Origin of the sequence: Streptomyces beihaiensis (assembly GCF_026274175.1) — a bacterium.
Classification (GTDB): domain Bacteria; phylum Actinomycetota; class Actinomycetes; order Streptomycetales; family Streptomycetaceae; genus Streptomyces; species Streptomyces beihaiensis.
In genome coordinates this window covers 1-14730 of record NZ_JAPHNL010000296.1, presented here as the reverse complement: position 1 = coordinate 14730, position 14730 = coordinate 1, and the positions used below count along the sequence as shown (strand labels likewise).

Sequence of the window (14730 nt, the reverse complement as noted above, 5' to 3'; positions counted from 1 at the left end):
CCTGCGAAGATCCGCCGCCGGCGCCGACGGCGACGTACCCGCCGAGGCAGACAACGGCCACCGAGGCGGCCCCGACGGCCGCCCCTCTCCGCCCACGCACCCAAGTCCGCAGCATGGCCCACAGTGTGTCTGACGAACCGTCAAACGGGAACCCCGGCAGGTGAGGGAGAGCCTGACGCGCGGCCTTCACTCAGAGGTCAGTCCGAGAGCGGTCGAGAGCGGTCGAGAGCGGTGGAGCGCAGTCGGGAGCAGCGAGGTCAGCCCGAGGCCAGTCGAGGTCAGCCCGAGGCCAGTCGAGGCCAGTCGAGGTCAGTCCGAGATCAGTCCCTCCCGCAGTTGCGCGAGAGTGCGGGTCAGTAGTCGCGACACGTGCATCTGGGAGATCCCGACTTCCTCTCCGATCTGCGACTGCGTCATGTTCGCGAAGAACCGCAGCATGATGATCCGCCGCTCGCGGGGCGGCAGCTTCGCCAGCAGCGGCTTGAGCGACTCCCGGTACTCGACTCCCTCAAGCGCCGAGTCCTCGTACCCGAGCCGGTCGGCGAGCGACCCCTCGCCGCCGTCGTCCTCGGGCGCGGGGGAGTCGAGCGAGGAAGCCGTGTACGCGTTCCCGACCGCGAGGCCGTCGACCACGTCCTCCTCCGAGACGCCGAGGGCCGCGGCGAGTTCGGGGACGGTCGGCGAGCGGTCAAGCCTCTGCGAGAGTTCGTCGCTGGCCTTGGTGAGGGCGAGCCGCAGCTCCTGGAGGCGGCGCGGCACGCGCACCGACCACGACGTGTCCCGGAAGAACCGCTTGATCTCGCCGACGACGGTCGGCATCGCGAACGTCGGGAACTCCACGCCCCGTTCGCAGTCGAACCGGTCGATCGCCTTGATCAGCCCGATGGTCCCGACCTGGACGATGTCCTCCATCGGCTCGTTCCGGCTGCGGAAGCGGGCCGCCGCGTACCGCACCAGCGGCAGGTTGAGCTCGATGAGGGTGTCACGTACGTAGACCCGCTCCGGGCTGTCCTCGCCGAGCGTGGCCAGGCGCAGGAACAGGGAACGGGAGAGGGTCCGGGTGTCGATGGCCCCGGAGGTCTCGGTGGGTACCGGCGGTTCGGAGGCGCCCGAGAGGCCGGGCCCGTCCGGCGCCCCCGGCACGCCCGGTGCCTCGGACACCTCGGGTGTCTGCGGGGCGACGACCAGCGTCCGCTGGTCGTCGTCGCTGAGCGCGGCAGGTGCGGAGTCGTTCGCATCGCCGGGCGTACGGAGCGTGCCGAGCGTGCGTGTGAGCACCTTCGAGCTGCCCTCGTCTGCGGACATGCCACCCCCTTGAGGTCGCGGACGGTCGCGGCGGGCGCTCCCGTCAGGTAGGAGCGCAGCCTCCACCTGAATACCGGTCGTGAGGCTGCGCCAAACGCGGTTCCAGCAGAATGTCACATGTCGGCAACACGCTGTAGTGACATGTCGACATGGAAAGGGTGAATCGCCGCAGGAAACAAGGGGTGTGGCTGGGCGTGAACGTGATTCTGTCGAGAATTCGCCCCTGGACCGCTCTACCCGATTCAGCTACGCATCGATCCTGTTTGCGGATCGCAGCCGGGCGAAGCTCCGGGCGAGGAGCCTTGACACGTGCATCTGCGAGACGCCGAGCTCGGCGCTGATCTGCGACTGCGTCAGGTTGTTGTAGTACCGCAGCAGCAGGATGCGCTGCTCGCGCTCGGGCAGCTGTACGAGCAGATGCCGTACGAGGTCACGGTGTTCGACGCCGTCCAGCTCCGGGTCCTCGTAGCCGAGCCGGTCGAGGAGCCCCGGCATGCCGTCGCCCTCCTGGGCGGCCTCCAGGGACGTCGCGTGGTACGAGCGGCCCGCCTCGATGCAGGTGAGGACTTCCTCCTCGGTGATGCGGAGCCGCTCGGCGATCTCGGCGGTGGTGGGGGAGCGGCCGAAGGCGGTCGTCAGGTCCTCGGTGGCGCTGTTGACCTGCACCCACAGCTCGTGGAGGCGGCGCGGTACGTGGACGGTGCGGACGTTGTCCCGGAAGTACCGCTTGATCTCACCGACGACGGTCGGCATGGCGAAGGTCGGGAACTGCACCCCGCGGTCCGGGTCGAAGCGGTCGATGGCGTTGATCAGCCCGATGGTCCCGACCTGGACGACGTCCTCCATCGGCTCGTTGCGGCTGCGGAAGCGGGCCGCGGCGTACCGGACCAGCGGCAGGTTCGCCTCGATCAGGGCGCCGCGCAGCCGGGAGTGCTCCGGGCTGCCCTGCGGCACCTCCTTGAGTTGCGCGAAGAGGACCTGTGTCAGCGCCCGGGTGTCGGCGCCGCGGGATTTGGCGGGCGCCCCCTCCGGGGCCGTTTGAGGCGCAGTACTGGCCGGCACGGTCAACGCCACCTCTGTTTCCGTCAACTCGTCTTCCGTCAACTCATCGGTCAAAAGCGGTCATAGCATCACAAGACATGTGCACTGTGTGCAAGCACCGCATAACCACGTGTTGGGGATGGACGCGGAACAGCCCCCCGCCGTTTCGGCGAGGGGCTGGTGATGAGACGGAGAGGAGGGCGGTCAGAACTCGTAGTCGGCGATCACCCAGGTGGCGAACTCGCGCCACAGAGCGACACCCGCCTGGTGCGCGGGGTGCTCGATGTAGCGCTTGAGGGCGTCGGTGTCCTCGACGGCCGAGTTGATCGCGAAGTCGTACGCGATGGGCCGGTCGGTGATGTTCCAGTCGCACTCCCAGAACCGCAGCTCGGGGATCTGCTCGCCCAGCGCGCGGAAGGCCCTGACGCCTTCGACGACACGCGGTTCGTCGCGGCTGACGCCGTCGTTGAGCTTGAAGAGGACCAGGTGGCGGATCACGGAGTTGCTCCCAGGGGCTTGGTGCCGGGCGGCGCCGGGGGCTCACTTGCCTCCGTTGACGACCCACGTCATGAAGTCGCCGACGGACTTCGCGGCGCTGGATATGCCCTCGAACCCTATCTGGACGTAGTCGGCGGCCTTGGCGGGGTCCGTGATGATCACGTAGAGCACGAACACGATCGCGACGTACAGACTCACCTTTTTCGCCTGCACCACGCTCGGCCTCCCCTGGTCCTGTCCGCGGTCCTGTCCTGCCGGCCCTGTGTGTCCGTCGTTCCCGTCCGTCACAGGGGTCCCTCGTGCAGGTGATCCCCGGTGCCGGGCGCGAGTCTAACCCGGCCCGTGGGACCCGGCCCCGTACTCACCTGACCTTTAAGGACCAACGACCTCCGCTTACGGGTCTTTTGCTGCTGCTCACGGCGGTGCCGGTGGCGCAGGATGGGTGGCGAGCCCGGAGGATCTGGCAGGAATCCGAAGGGCAGGGACGACCCCCCGACTGCGGGGCTCGCGCCGCTGCTTCCCCCTGACGCGGCGTGGGCTACGGGAGATCGTCCTCATCGGGGGGAACGGCTTGTCCCCCCGATGCCGTTCCCCCCGACCCGAGCGGGACGGAGAGCCCCGGCGCCCCTGGTCAGGCGCCGGGGCTCTTCGGGCTCGGACTCGGACCCGGACTTGGGCTCGGACTCGGACCCGGACTTGGGCTCGGCCTGGGGTTCTGAGTCGGGGTGAGGACCTGAGCGGGGCTGCGGTCGCGGGATGGTCATGAGCCTTCCGACAGGCCCTCGCCCGTCCGCGGGCGTGGAGCCGTGTCGTCGGGAACGTCCGGGGAGGCGAAGTGGAACGGGACCCCGAGGTGGTCGGCCAGGGCCCGGCCCGCCTCGGCCGCGGCGGCACTCGCCTGAGCGACGCCGGAGCCTTGCCGGACGGTCGCCAGGTGGCCTTCCCCGCTCGGACGGTCAAGGACCGCTACCAGCACCACGAACCAGTCGTGGAAGGTGTCGCCGTCCCAGAGAGCCTCAACAGCGGTCACTCGGCCGGGGAGTGCCGCGGCGCGGGCCGCGAGCGCGGGGGTGTCGAGACGGTCGGGCGGGGTGTACCGCACGCGATCGCCAAGCGCCTCGTAGCGCGCGTACACCACTTGCTCCGCCTCGCCCAGCCCGACTCCCAGCGGGCGCAGGGCCTCCCACACGGCCTTGACCGCCATGAGCGGACGGTCGCCCAGCACGTCGGCGTCGACCTCCTGGCGGGTCGACGCCTCCAAGTAGTCCCACCAGCCGCTCACGGGGCGAACTCCGCGCCGGCCTCCATGGCATGCGTCATGGGCCGAACGTACTTCAGTGCGAAGCGGCCCACGCAGGAGCAGCACGAAGGGCCCGGTCCAAGTGGACCGGGCCCTTCGTCTACCTGCGGTAGCGGTGGGATTTGAACCCACGGTGACTTGCGCCACACTCGCTTTCGAGGCGAGCTCCTTCGGCCGCTCGGACACGCTACCGAGAGGAACTCTAGCCCATAGGCGGCTGTGGTCTGAAATCCGTATCTCGGAAGAAGCGGGTGAGGGGCTCGGCGCACGCGTCGGCCAGCACACCGCCGATCACCTCGGGGCGGTGGTTGAGCCGCCGGTCGCGGATCAGGTCCCACAGTGAACCCGCCGCTCCGGCCTTCTCGTCGCGGGCGCCGTAGACGACCCGGTCGAGCCGGGAGTGGACTGCCGCGCCCGCGCACAGCGTGCACGGTTCCAGGGTGACGACGAGTGTGCACCCGGTCAGCCGCCAACCGCCGAGGGCCTGTGCCGCGCGGCGGATCGCCAGGACCTCGGCGTGGGCCGTGGGGTCGCCGGTCAGTTCCCGCTCGTTGTGCGCGGTCGCGAGCACGCTCGTGCCGTCGGGGCCGACCACGACGGCGCCGACCGGGACATCGCCGCTCGCGGCGGCGAGCCCGGCCTCGGCCAGCGCCTGCCGCATGAGCGGCGCCCAAGGGTCTCGTACGGGATCGGGGGCTGCGGAGGGATCGGGGAGTTCGGGGTAATCGGGGGCTTCGGGGGGATCGGGGACTTCGACGGGATCGGGGGCTTCGGGGGGGTGGGGCGGTCCGGGTGTCACCTGGGGAATGTATCCCCGGGGGTGACGGCCGTACCCGGTGGACGTCCGGCCACCCGCCGCGACGGTCAGCGCACTGTCTCGAGCACCTCCGCGGCTCCCAGCACTTCGGCGATGTCGCTGAGCGCGTCCGAGCTGTCGAGGGACAGCAGTTCCTTGTCGGAGACGCCGAGGTCGGCGAGGAGCCCGGTGTCCCCGATCGGCCCGGCGGGTACCGCCGAGGCGCCGGAACCGTCGTCCTCGTCCTCGTCGTCCGCGTTCTCAGGCTCGCCGTCCTCGGTGCCGTCCAGGTCGAGGGCGTCGAGGTCGTCGATGCCGCCGGGCCCGTCCGGTTCCTTGCCGAGCAGTTCGTCGGTGAGCAGGATCTCGCCATAGCTGCTCCGGGCTGCCGCGGCGGCGTCGGAGACAAAGATGCGAGGGTCGTCCTCGCCGTCCACACGGACGACGCCGAACCAGGTGTCCTCCTGTTCGATGAAGACGAGGACCGTGTCGTCCTCGGCGCCGGCCTCGGCAGCCGCTTCGCGGGCCAGGTCGGACAGGTCCGACAAGGTCTCCACGTCGTCGAGCTCTGTATCGCTCGCTTCCCACCCGTCTTCGGTGCGCGCGAGCAGTGCGGCGAAGTACACCGTGACTCTCCCACTGGTCTCAGGTGTGCCGGTCGGGGGTCCCCCCGGCGGGGTTGTCGGGAGGGGAGTGCAGCTCAGCCCCGCCCACTCGGAATCGTGGCAGAAAGAAGGGCTCCAGGAGAGGTCTTCCGCTCGCTGTGTTGGCTGCGCGCCCTCAACGGCCCGGCGGAACGGGGGTCCCGGCGGCGTTCCGGCGGCGTGTCGGCGGCCGGGGCGGGGGGCCGGCGGCTGGGTGGTTCGTGCAGGTCCGTGTCGGTGCACGCAGTCCGTGCAGTCCGTGCAGTCCGTGCAGTCCGCGCGGTCCGCGCAGGCGCGCGCAGTCCCCGTGGTCCCCGTGGTCCGCGTGGTCCGCGCACGCCCGTATCGGTCAGATCCGTTGAGATCGGTGGACATCGTGTCGGGTCACCAGCGGAAAGTGCGCATCCTCATGTGCTGACGCATTCTCGCCGCTCTCGCGCGGCGCGGCTGGACGCGGGCACGCAGCTCACGGGCCTCGGTCAGCTCACGCAGGAACAGGGCCCGACGCCGTCTGCGCTCCGCGTCCGTCTCGGAGTCCGTGTCGGCGTCCGTGTCGGCGTCCGGCCCGGAGCCCGTTGTCTCGGCGTCTGTCCCGGAGTGCGTCCAGGAGTCCGTCTCGGTGTTCGTCACGGTGTCCGTCTCCGCGTCGGAGTCGGCCGACGGGGGCCGTTTCCACTCGGGCTCCCGTTCGGGCTGTCGTCGGCGTTCGCGGTCCGGCATGGGCCACACCACCCCAGTCTCCACCGGTCGTCACTCCCATGGGTGAATCCTCTCCACTGTCCCTCGGGCACGGCGGTCGATGCCAGTGGGCGGCCGAGGGGCCGGTCGGCCGTCCCGGAGCCGGGGGCGGGCGCCGGTAGCCTGGTGGCAAGGGTCGCCACAAGCGGCCGTCATTGCTGTTGGGGACCCTTAGGACCCTTGGAGGTAGTAACCGTGCGTCTGCAGGTTGTCGACCACCCGTTGGTGGCGCACAAACTCACCACGCTGCGCGACAAGCGCACCGACTCCGCCACCTTCCGGCGCCTGGCCGACGAGCTGGTCACCCTGCTCGCGTACGAGGCGACCCGTGACGTGCGCACCGAGCAGGTCGACACCGACACCCCCGTCTCCCGGACGACCGGCGTCAAGCTGTCGTACCCGCGCCCGTTGGTCGTGCCGATCCTGCGCGCTGGCCTCGGCATGCTCGACGGCATGGTGCGGCTGCTGCCGACCGCCGAGGTGGGCTTCCTCGGCATGATCCGCAACGAGGAGACGCTGCAGGCGTCCACGTACGCGACGCGCATGCCGGAGGACCTGTCCGGACGTCAGGTGTACGTACTCGACCCGATGCTCGCCACGGGCGGCACGCTCGTCGCGGCCATCAAGGAACTGATCGCGCGCGGCGCGGACGACGTGACGGCCGTGGTGCTGCTCGCCGCGCCGGAGGGCGTCGAGATCATGGAACGGGAGCTCGCGGGCACGCCGGTGACCGTGGTGACGGCCTCGGTCGACGAGCGGCTCAACGAGAACGGGTACATCGTGCCCGGCCTCGGCGACGCGGGCGACCGGATGTACGGCGCGGCCGAGTAGTTCCTTCGGAAGGGCCGGACGGGCCGGACGGGCCGGACGGGCTGGAAGGGCTGGAAGGGCTGGAAGGGGCTGAGGGGGGGGCGCAGGGGGCGCAGGGGGGTGGCTCTCCTCGGGCCCCTCTGGTCGTACTAGCCGCAGGTCCGCGAAGGCGAAGCCGTGGGTTTCGGGTGGGTCAGTGCCCGGAGGGCCTTGTCGGCGTCGGACTTGGTCGCGAGTGACGTGAAGCCGGAGCCGATGATCAGGTCGACCTCCGTCGCCTTCTTCCGGGTGTCCAGCTTCCGCTGTGCCCCGGACAGCTGCGTGCCGAGTACGGGCAACGCGGTGTCGCTCGCCGCCTTCGCGCCGAGCAGTATCCCGGGGCCCTTGACCTTCTTGTCGTACTGAGCCGTCGCGTTCGCCACGTCCCCGATCTTGAACCCGCGCTTCTTGAGTTCGTCCGCGGTCTTCCTGGCCAGGCCGCTGCGGGGCGTGGCGTTGAAGACGTTGACCGTGATCTCGGCGGGGGACGGGATGCGGTCCGCGGGGCGCGCGGCGCCCGTGCTCTCGGACCGGCTCGCGGCATGTTGCGCGTTCGTCGCGCAGTGCGTGGTGCCGTGGCCCGCCGTGGTGGAGGACCCGCCGCCCGTGAAGACGTCGACCAGCTGGAAGGAGCCCCAGCCGATCAGGCCGACCGCGGCGGTGGACGCGACGACGGCGAGCACGATCCTGCTGCGTGAACGGCCGCGCCGCATCCTGGGGTACTTGTCTCCCGTGATGCGGTATTTACCTCCCATGCCGGGGGGAGTGAGCATGCTCATGGGCGCAGCGTAGTGCGGCGCGGCGGTGATGCCTATTAAATGATCACGGGCAGTCGCCCAGTACGACCCAAAAGGTGCAATGCGCGCTCCGAGTGGTCGAACTCTCTCGGCCTGATCAGCCCGATCGGCCCGGTCAGCCCGATGAGTGTCATGAGTGCCATGAGCGCCATGAGTGCGATCAGCCCGATAGCCTCAGTCGTCTCGTCGTCTCGTCGTCTCGTCGGCCCGATCGTCTCGGTCGGCCCAATCGGCTCAGCCGAGTTCGAGCACGCGCGCGTGCAGCACCTGACGCTGCTGGAGCGCGGCGCGGACGGCGCGGTGCAGCCCGTCCTCCAGGTAGAGGTCGCCCTGCCATTTCACGACGTGCGCGAAGAGGTCACCGTAGAAGGTGGAGTCCTCGGCGAGCAGCGTCTCCAGGTCGAGCTGCCCCTTGGTCGTCACGAGCTGATCGAGGCGGACCGGGCGCGGTGCGACGTCCGCCCACTGCCGGGTGCTTTCCCGGCCGTGGTCGGGGTACGGCCGGCCGTTTCCGATGCGCTTGAAGATCACACGGAAAGCCTACCGGGCCCGGCTCACCGGGCGCAGCCATGGAGACGGAGTGCGTCGAGTGTGCCGACGTGACATTAGGCGCCGAACGTGGGTGAAACGGAAACCTTGAACCGGGCGCCGCGGCCGGAAACGGCCCCTGCTCACTTCTTCGCGGCTTTGGCGGCGGCCTTGATCTCCTGCTTGTGCGCCCGCACCTTGGCGAGCGAGTCCGGCCCGGTGATGTCGGCGGCCGAGCGGTACGCCTCCGGCTCTCCGTACGGTCCCGCGGCCTCTCGCCAGCCGGTGGGCCGTACGCCGAGCTGTTTGCCGAGCAGGGCGAGGAAGATCTGGGCCTTCTGCGCGCCGTATCCCGGCAGGTCGCGCAGGCGCCGCAGTACTTCCTCGCCGGTGTCGGCGTCCTGCCACACGGCGGCCGCGTCACCGTCGTAGTGTTCGACCAGGTACTGGCACAGCTGCTGCACCCGCTTGGCCATGGAGCCCGGGTAGCGGTGCACGGCCGGCTTCTCGGAGAGCAGTGCGGCGAAGGCGTCGGGGTCGTACGCCGCGATCTCGTGCGCGTCGAGATCGTCGCCGCCCATCCGGGTGGCGATCGTGTACGGCCCCGAGAACGCCCACTCCATGGGCACCTGTTGGTCGAGCAGCATCCCGACGAGCAGAGCGAGCGGACTGCGCCCGAGCAGTTCGTCGGCGTCCGGTTCCTGGGCGATGTGGAGGGTGACGTCCATACGTCGATGATCCGGCGCGGCGCCGCATCGCGCACGCCGCACCCCTGCGCCACCCTGACCCCATGACGACCACTACCACGTACGACCTCAGGTCCCTCGCCGACGACCATCTGGCCGCCGCCCGCCAGGCCGCGCACGGCCGCAGCGCCGAGCTCCTCATCCGCGAGGATCCGCTGCGGCAGAGCGTCATCGCCCTCACCGAGGGCAACACCCTGGAGGAGCACAACGCGCCGGCCTGCGCGACGCTCCAGGTGCTGTCCGGTCGCGTCCGTCTCACCGCGGTCTCCGGTGACGTGATGCTCGGTACGGGGCAGATCCGCGCGATCCCGCAGGAAAGGCACGGGCTCACTGCCCTGACGGACGCGGTCGTCCTCCTGACCGCCGTCATGGCCTGAAGCGGCGGCATGAGCATGGCCCGAAGCGGGAGTATGAGCATGGCTTGAAGTGGCGGCATGGCTTGCGGGGGCGGGCGGAAGAGGGCAACCATTCGGCGCGGAAGGCGGTCGAACCCGATGAGACACCACAGGACGACCGATACAACGCAATAAACTGGAAGTCCTGAACCGGGAACCATGCCGGGTCAATCCGGCATCTCCACAAGTGCACACCGCGTCGCACCACTGTGTGAGCGGACGCATCACAGCGCCACGTCGAGCCGTTCTCCGGCTCCCCTGACCCCGGCCCCGTACGCGCCGGACGACGCGCGTCGGGACCTCTCTTCCACGCTGACAGGGAAACGTGTTCATGTTCCACATATCGAAGCGCGCGGCCGCGCTCGGGGCTGCCGCGGCGCTCGCCGCGACCACGGCGTTCGCCGTCTCCGCCGACGCCGCGGGCAGCGCGCCCCGCACGCCCGGCGCGCCCCGCACGGCGAAGGCGGCGGCGACCACCGTCCCCACCTGCCACGTCGACGACTTGTACCTCTCCATGGGCAAGCCGCAGGGCGCGGCCGGTTCGTTCCTCTATCCGATCCGGTTCACCAACACGTCCACCCACACGTGCGATCTGCGCGGCTACCCGGGCGTGAGCGCCGTGAACGTCGGCCACGGCCAGATCGGCTCCCCGGCCACCCGTAACGCGCACTCGGTCTCCACCGTCGCGGTCCGCCCGGACCACACGGTGTACGCCACCATCCGCACCAACGACCCTGATGTCGTGTCGAGTTGCCGCCCGACGTCGACGTACGTCCGCGTCTACCCGCCGGCCTCCTACCAGAGTGTTCTCATCCCGTACCACCTGCGGGTGTGCGGGGCGTTCGAGATCAACCCGGTCGGGGCCACACCGTGAGCACGCCCCTCCTGTGGTAGCACTGCACGCACAGGAGGGCAGTACATATGGCGGGTAACGCACCATCCCGACGCAGCGGCTACCACCACGGTTCGCTCCCCGCGGCGCTCGTCGCGGCGGCGCTCGAGATGGTGGACGAGCGCGGGCCGCAGCAGGTGACCGTACGGGAAGTCGCGCGGCGCGCGGGCGTCTCGCCCGGGGCCCCGTTCCGGCACTTCGCCGACCGGCAGGCGTTGTTGACCGCCGTCGCCGGTCGCGTGCTCGCCGACTTCGAGCAGTGGCAGAGCGCCGCTGTGGCGGAGGGGGCGGGGCCCGCTATGCGCGACTTCGGGCTGGGTTTCGTGCGGTACGCGATCCGCCACCCGCACCGCTTCGAACTGATCAAGTCGAGGGTGTTCGGCGCGGAGCAGCCCGTCGAGCTGCACGAGCAGCTCGGCCGCATCGAGGGGATGTTGACAGCGGCGATCGTCGACGACCAGCAGGCGGGCACGCTCCGCGACGGCGATCCGGCCGTCCTGGGTCTCGCCGGGCAGGCGGTGGTCTACGGGCTCTCCCAGATGATCGTCGACGGCTACCTGCCCTCCGAGCGGGCGGAGCAGCTCGTCGAGCAGGTTCTGGACACGTTCGGCATGGGTGTCGCAAACCCCACCTTGTTCGCTTGTAGGGGCGGGGAGGGTTGAGGCCGATTCCTTCGTGCGCGATGTCTTGACCGCGTCCTTGCCCGCTGATGTAATCGGCGATTACATCAGCGGGGAGAGACGAGCAGGGGCGGAGGAGTCGCCGATGGTCACGGCAGGCGAGTCACGCGAGTCAGGCGAGTCGGGAGGGACAGGCCAGTCACGCGAGTCACGCGAGTCACGCGAGTCACGCGAGTCACGCGAGTCAGGCGGGACAGGCGACTCAGGCAGGGCAGTCGCCGCGGGCGCCGCGCGAACGCGTCGGCCGTCCCGCATACCGCGCCGCATCCCTCGATTCCCGGAGCCCGCGGCCGTCGGGACCGTGGCCGTCCGCACGGCTCCGGCCGACGCGTACCGCCTCATCAGCGATCCGCCGGCCCTGACCCGCTTTACCGAGGAGGCGCACCGTGCCCGCTGGCTCGACGGTGCCCGGCCGGCGACGGTCGGCTCCCGGTTCCGCGGCTACAACCGCAACGGCGTGCGCCGCTGGAACACCACGTGCCGCGTCACGGACGCCGAGCGTGACCGGCGGTTCGCGTACGAGGTGACCGCGACGCCGCTGCGTATACCCATCTCCCGCTGGCAGTACGACATCGAGCCGACGGCCGAGGGCTGCGAGGTCACCGAGACCAGCTGGTTGCGGGCGCCGCTCTGGTTCATCCCCTTCGCGATCCTGATCACCGGGGTCTTCGACCGGATGAGCGCGAACAACGCCAACATCGCCACCACGCTGGGCCGCGTCAAGGCGCATCTTGAGGCAGGGCGCTGATCGGTCGATCGCTCAGCCGGTCGGTCAGGCGCCTGACCTACGATGCCGCCCGGCGGGGACGCCGCCCGGCGGCCTCGACGGCCTGCCGCAGGGCGGCCTCGTCGGGGGCGCCCTCGGCGGTGCCGTCCGGGGCCCGGTACAGCCGGCACGACAGGCTCGGCCGGGCGCCGGGGACGGCGAACGGGTCCACCCCGTCCACCAGCACCGTCGGGGAGCCGGCCATGCCGTACGTGGCGGCCGTGGCCTCGTCGGGGACCTCGACGTGTTTCACCTCGGCGTCGCGGCCCGCGAGCGCGGCCGTGATCCGCTCCACGAGCAGGGGGCCGTTCGGGCAGTCGGGAACCGTCAGGACTTCGATCCGCATCGCTCTCGTCCTCCCGCTTCTGGCAACGAGACCTTCAGGACGCTCTCACGAACCAGTCTGCCGCCAGATGTCCACGGGAACGGAGCCGACCGCGAGCCCGTGCTCGTCGAGCAGCCGCCCCATGAGCTTGAAGGTGCGCAGGCACACCGCCCGCCGCGCGATGGTGAGCTCCGGGAACCGGCCCGCCAGCGCACTCTCGAGGTCGGGCAGGTGGGCGGGGTCGCGCAGCCAGACCATGAGCATCAGGTTGTCCGAGCCGGTGAGGCCGATGCTGAGCCGGACCTCCGGCAGGCTTCCGGCCGCGCGCGCCACGGCGCCCAGGCGCTGCGCCGGCACACGGCACCACAGCGTCGCCATCACCGGCCAGCCGGACACCGACTGGGCGATCTCGCAGCGCATCCGGATGCGCCCGTCGCTCATCATCCGCGCCAGTCGGCGCCGCGCCGTCGGTTCGCTCACGCCGATCCGCTCGGCCAGCTCGGTCGCGGGGAGCCGGGCATCTGTGGTCAGCGCCCGGACGAGCGCCTGGTCGACGGCGTCCAGCGGGCGGGCCGGTTCGTCCGTCACGGTCGCGGTGGAGGGGCGCAGCGTCTGCTGCTGGGCCGGTTCGAGCGTGCCCAGCCGCCAGCGGTTGGCCTCGCTGTACGTGGTGACCAGGAGCTCGGCGTGGGCGGCCCGCACGCCCGGCACGGCGCCCAGCTGTTCGCGCAGCCAGGTGGAGGCGGCGGGCAGGTCGGCGACCACCACGGAGGCGAGCAGGCAGCGGGTGCCGGTCATGTGGTGCAGGTAGATGACGTGGCCCTTGGCGAGGAGGTGGTCCACCGCTGCCGCCGTGCCGCCCGTCTCGCACTCGAACTCCACGTACAGCATGCTGAGCATCCCCGTACGGGCGACCGGCCCCGGCACGGAGGAGGTCCACGCGAGTCCGGCGTCGCGCAGCCGCTCCCAGCGCCGGGCCACGGTCACCGCGTCAAGGCTCAGGGCGTGCCCGAGCGCCGTCCAGGAGGCCCGCGGGTTGAGCTGGAGCGCATGGACCAGTTCCAGATCCACCTCGTCGACGAGATCCTGCATGGTGGGGCTCCCTGCCAGTACGCATACATAAGTCATTCCGACAATGCGCACGACGGCTGACGATTGTCTGCGTATGAGCGGCGGAACGTGACGAGGTTCGCATCCTAAGGGCCGGGGGAGGTCCAGCAGAAGGCCGAAGGAGACTCGGGATGTCCGTGTCCTACGAGGCCCGTGCCCTGGCCGAGGAGCTGATCGCCCTGCGGCGGGAGATCCACGCCGAACCGGAGCTGGGCCGTCAGCTGACGCTCACCCGGCAAAAGGGGCGCTGGACGCCCTGGACGGCGGGCGCGTACCTCGTGCTGGGCGCCTGCCCGCCCGCCCCGGACCTCGGCGACTGCGCCTACAACCACGCGCCGCGGGCCGTCTTCGACGACTCGGTCGTCCCGTCCCCGACGGTTCCGCGCTGCTCGCGGAGCTGACGCTGCGCGGGCTGGACGCCGGGCGCGGTCAGTGTCAGTAGCGGATGGTGCTCGGGCGGACGGTGTTCGGGCGGACGGTGTTCGGGCGGACGGTGTTCGGGTGGGTGGTGTTCGGGGTGGCGGTGGAGTGCTTGGCGGCGAAGCCCGGAGTCATGGAGAAGGCGCCGTTCCGCAGCGGCCCAGGTGTGTAACCGCCGCTGGTCAGGCTCCCCGGGCTGTACGAGTCGAAGACCTGCCCGTCCACGCGGATGCCGGAGAAGTCGAGCTCGCTGAAGGACGGATAGCTCCGGGTGGGCGACTCGATGACCGCCTCGGCGCTCACGTTCTGCGCGTAGAGGTACTGGGAGGTGCGCTCGGTCCAGCCCTTGGTGTTGTCGGTCAGCGTGAGGGTGTAGCTGCCGCCGCCGTTGGAGACGACGGTGCCGGTCATGCTGTCGCCCTCGGACACCGGGTCGTTCCAGTAGACCGGCTGTGCCGGGTACATCTCGTACCAGGCGGAGAGCACCGGAGTGCCGCTCGAACAGTCGGTCTGCACGCCCGTCTGCTCCACCGTCTGGGAGCCGTAGCCGTCGATGCCGACCCAGGGGGCGAACAGGTCGTTGTAGGTGTTGCAGGTGACGTGCGGCTCGGTCCAGGAGCCGGTGATGCGGCCGAAGGACCCCTGGGCGACATAGCCGCCCCAGAGGCTGTCCTTGATCTGGGGGCTGATCTGGCCCGTGGTCCCGGGCGCGAGTCGGGCGCCGTACGGGCTGAAGTCGGCGGCCGCGGCGGCGGTGCCCGCGCCGAGGGGGCTGACGACGGCCGCGGCGAGCAGCAGTCCGGCGGTGGCGGCTCCGGCTCTGCCGGTGGGGCGGGAGATGCGCAGGCGTTTGCCCATGATGACCGTTCTCCAGGGTTTGGGGTGGGGGGTGAAGTGGGG

General features: G+C 70.5%; 20 protein-coding genes and 1 tRNA gene. 6 read left to right on the top strand and 15 right to left on the bottom strand.

Annotated features, from left to right (window positions below):
• Positions 1 to 309: 309 nt before the first annotated feature.
• The 9 genes from OFY01_RS26180 to OFY01_RS26140 all read right to left on the bottom strand — a co-directional run bounded on the left by OFY01_RS26180 (position 310) and on the right by OFY01_RS26140 (position 6214).
• Complete coding sequence (locus tag OFY01_RS26180) at positions 310 to 1305, bottom strand: RNA polymerase sigma factor SigF (protein WP_266603907.1); 996 nt, start codon at positions 1303 to 1305, stop codon at positions 310 to 312.
• 246 nt (positions 1306 to 1551) lie between these two features.
• Complete coding sequence (locus tag OFY01_RS26175; RefSeq protein WP_266603933.1) at positions 1552 to 2379, bottom strand: RNA polymerase sigma factor SigF; 828 nt, start codon at positions 2377 to 2379, stop codon at positions 1552 to 1554.
• Between the two features lie 171 nt (positions 2380 to 2550).
• Positions 2551 to 2844 carry a Dabb family protein gene (locus tag OFY01_RS26170; protein ID WP_266603905.1) on the bottom strand — a complete coding sequence of 98 codons (294 nt, stop codon included), beginning with the start codon at positions 2842 to 2844 and terminating at the stop codon, positions 2551 to 2553.
• A gap of 42 nt (positions 2845 to 2886) precedes the next feature.
• On the bottom strand, positions 2887 to 3060 hold the full coding sequence (locus OFY01_RS26165) for a hypothetical protein (RefSeq protein ID WP_266603903.1): 174 nt from the start codon (positions 3058 to 3060) through the stop codon (positions 2887 to 2889).
• Between the two features lie 544 nt (positions 3061 to 3604).
• The gene (locus tag OFY01_RS26160) at positions 3605 to 4126 is read right to left on the bottom strand and encodes a hypothetical protein (RefSeq protein WP_266603901.1); all 522 of its coding nucleotides are present in this window, start codon (positions 4124 to 4126) and stop codon (positions 3605 to 3607) included.
• Between the two features lie 125 nt (positions 4127 to 4251).
• A tRNA-Ser gene (locus tag OFY01_RS26155) sits at positions 4252 to 4336 on the bottom strand.
• A 10-nt stretch (positions 4337 to 4346) separates the two neighbouring features.
• Positions 4347 to 4805 (bottom strand): tRNA adenosine(34) deaminase TadA, encoded by a 459-nt coding sequence (gene tadA / locus OFY01_RS26150; RefSeq protein WP_266603900.1) that lies wholly within the window; start codon positions 4803 to 4805, stop codon positions 4347 to 4349.
• 203 nt (positions 4806 to 5008) lie between these two features.
• Positions 5009 to 5566: a tRNA adenosine deaminase-associated protein gene (locus tag OFY01_RS26145; protein ID WP_266603899.1), complete on the bottom strand. Its 558-nt coding sequence runs from the start codon at positions 5564 to 5566 to the stop codon at positions 5009 to 5011.
• 402 nt (positions 5567 to 5968) lie between these two features.
• Positions 5969 to 6214 carry a hypothetical protein gene (locus tag OFY01_RS26140; RefSeq protein WP_266603931.1) on the bottom strand — a complete coding sequence of 82 codons (246 nt, stop codon included), beginning with the start codon at positions 6212 to 6214 and terminating at the stop codon, positions 5969 to 5971.
• Positions 6215 to 6517: 303 nt separating this feature from the next.
• On the opposite strand from OFY01_RS26140, the gene upp reads away from it, so the two are divergent.
• The gene (upp, locus tag OFY01_RS26135) at positions 6518 to 7153 is read left to right on the top strand and encodes a uracil phosphoribosyltransferase (RefSeq protein WP_266603897.1); all 636 of its coding nucleotides are present in this window, start codon (positions 6518 to 6520) and stop codon (positions 7151 to 7153) included.
• A 128-nt stretch (positions 7154 to 7281) separates the two neighbouring features.
• Here upp and OFY01_RS26130 read toward each other — a convergent pair whose 3' ends face one another.
• From OFY01_RS26130 to OFY01_RS26120, 3 genes are all read right to left on the bottom strand, one after another.
• Positions 7282 to 7950, bottom strand: a complete 669-nt coding sequence (locus OFY01_RS26130; RefSeq protein WP_266603895.1) for a LytR C-terminal domain-containing protein — start codon at positions 7948 to 7950, stop codon at positions 7282 to 7284.
• A 252-nt stretch (positions 7951 to 8202) separates the two neighbouring features.
• Entirely contained in the window at positions 8203 to 8499 is a 297-nt protein-coding gene (locus OFY01_RS26125; protein ID WP_003955420.1) for a type II toxin-antitoxin system VapB family antitoxin, read from the bottom strand.
• Between the two features lie 140 nt (positions 8500 to 8639).
• Positions 8640 to 9224: an HhH-GPD-type base excision DNA repair protein gene (locus OFY01_RS26120; protein WP_266603893.1), complete on the bottom strand. Its 585-nt coding sequence runs from the start codon at positions 9222 to 9224 to the stop codon at positions 8640 to 8642.
• A 62-nt stretch (positions 9225 to 9286) separates the two neighbouring features.
• On the opposite strand from OFY01_RS26120, the gene OFY01_RS26115 reads away from it, so the two are divergent.
• From OFY01_RS26115 to OFY01_RS26100, 4 genes are all read left to right on the top strand, one after another.
• Positions 9287 to 9619: a cupin domain-containing protein gene (locus tag OFY01_RS26115; RefSeq protein ID WP_266603892.1), complete on the top strand. Its 333-nt coding sequence runs from the start codon at positions 9287 to 9289 to the stop codon at positions 9617 to 9619.
• 349 nt (positions 9620 to 9968) lie between these two features.
• Positions 9969 to 10511, top strand: coding sequence for a DUF4232 domain-containing protein (locus OFY01_RS26110; protein WP_266603890.1), 543 nt, complete (start codon positions 9969 to 9971; stop codon positions 10509 to 10511).
• A gap of 47 nt (positions 10512 to 10558) precedes the next feature.
• A complete protein-coding gene (locus OFY01_RS26105; protein WP_266603888.1) occupies positions 10559 to 11191 on the top strand; it encodes a TetR/AcrR family transcriptional regulator in 633 nt (210 codons plus the stop codon).
• A 319-nt stretch (positions 11192 to 11510) separates the two neighbouring features.
• Positions 11511 to 11957 carry an SRPBCC family protein gene (locus tag OFY01_RS26100; RefSeq protein ID WP_266603886.1) on the top strand — a complete coding sequence of 149 codons (447 nt, stop codon included), beginning with the start codon at positions 11511 to 11513 and terminating at the stop codon, positions 11955 to 11957.
• A 37-nt stretch (positions 11958 to 11994) separates the two neighbouring features.
• Here the strand turns inward: OFY01_RS26100 and OFY01_RS26095 are convergent, their stop codons facing one another.
• Positions 11995 to 12321 (bottom strand): thioredoxin domain-containing protein, encoded by a 327-nt coding sequence (locus tag OFY01_RS26095; protein WP_266603884.1) that lies wholly within the window; start codon positions 12319 to 12321, stop codon positions 11995 to 11997.
• Positions 12322 to 12366: 45 nt separating this feature from the next.
• The gene (locus OFY01_RS26090) at positions 12367 to 13392 is read right to left on the bottom strand and encodes an Lrp/AsnC family transcriptional regulator (RefSeq protein ID WP_266603882.1); all 1026 of its coding nucleotides are present in this window, start codon (positions 13390 to 13392) and stop codon (positions 12367 to 12369) included.
• 149 nt (positions 13393 to 13541) lie between these two features.
• Between OFY01_RS26090 and OFY01_RS26085 the strand changes: the two genes are divergently transcribed.
• Positions 13542 to 13811 (top strand): hypothetical protein, encoded by a 270-nt coding sequence (locus tag OFY01_RS26085; RefSeq protein WP_266603880.1) that lies wholly within the window; start codon positions 13542 to 13544, stop codon positions 13809 to 13811.
• Between the two features lie 34 nt (positions 13812 to 13845).
• On the opposite strand, the gene OFY01_RS26080 is transcribed toward OFY01_RS26085, so the two are convergent.
• The coding region (locus tag OFY01_RS26080; protein ID WP_323135559.1) for a G1 family glutamic endopeptidase at positions 13846 to 14730 on the bottom strand (885 nt) is incomplete at its 5' end.

What these genes read in the sequence shown, in the direction of transcription:
- OFY01_RS26085 (WP_266603880.1), top strand. Translation starts at nt 13,542, where the DNA reads ATGTCCGTGTCCTACGAGGCCCGTGCCCTGGCCGAGGAGCTGATCGCC.
- OFY01_RS26115 (WP_266603892.1), top strand. Translation starts at nt 9,287, where the DNA reads ATGACGACCACTACCACGTACGACCTCAGGTCCCTCGCCGACGACCAT.
- OFY01_RS26180 (WP_266603907.1), bottom strand. Translation starts at nt 1,305, where the DNA reads ATGTCCGCAGACGAGGGCAGCTCGAAGGTGCTCACACGCACGCTCGGC.
- OFY01_RS26090 (WP_266603882.1), bottom strand. Translation starts at nt 13,392, where the DNA reads ATGCAGGATCTCGTCGACGAGGTGGATCTGGAACTGGTCCATGCGCTC.
- OFY01_RS26120 (WP_266603893.1), bottom strand. Translation starts at nt 9,224, where the DNA reads ATGGACGTCACCCTCCACATCGCCCAGGAACCGGACGCCGACGAACTG.
- tadA (WP_266603900.1), bottom strand. Translation starts at nt 4,805, where the DNA reads ATGCGGCAGGCGCTGGCCGAGGCCGGGCTCGCCGCCGCGAGCGGCGAT.
- OFY01_RS26095 (WP_266603884.1), bottom strand. Translation starts at nt 12,321, where the DNA reads ATGCGGATCGAAGTCCTGACGGTTCCCGACTGCCCGAACGGCCCCCTG.
- OFY01_RS26105 (WP_266603888.1), top strand. Translation starts at nt 10,559, where the DNA reads ATGGCGGGTAACGCACCATCCCGACGCAGCGGCTACCACCACGGTTCG.
- OFY01_RS26110 (WP_266603890.1), top strand. Translation starts at nt 9,969, where the DNA reads ATGTTCCACATATCGAAGCGCGCGGCCGCGCTCGGGGCTGCCGCGGCG.
- OFY01_RS26130 (WP_266603895.1), bottom strand. Translation starts at nt 7,950, where the DNA reads ATGAGCATGCTCACTCCCCCCGGCATGGGAGGTAAATACCGCATCACG.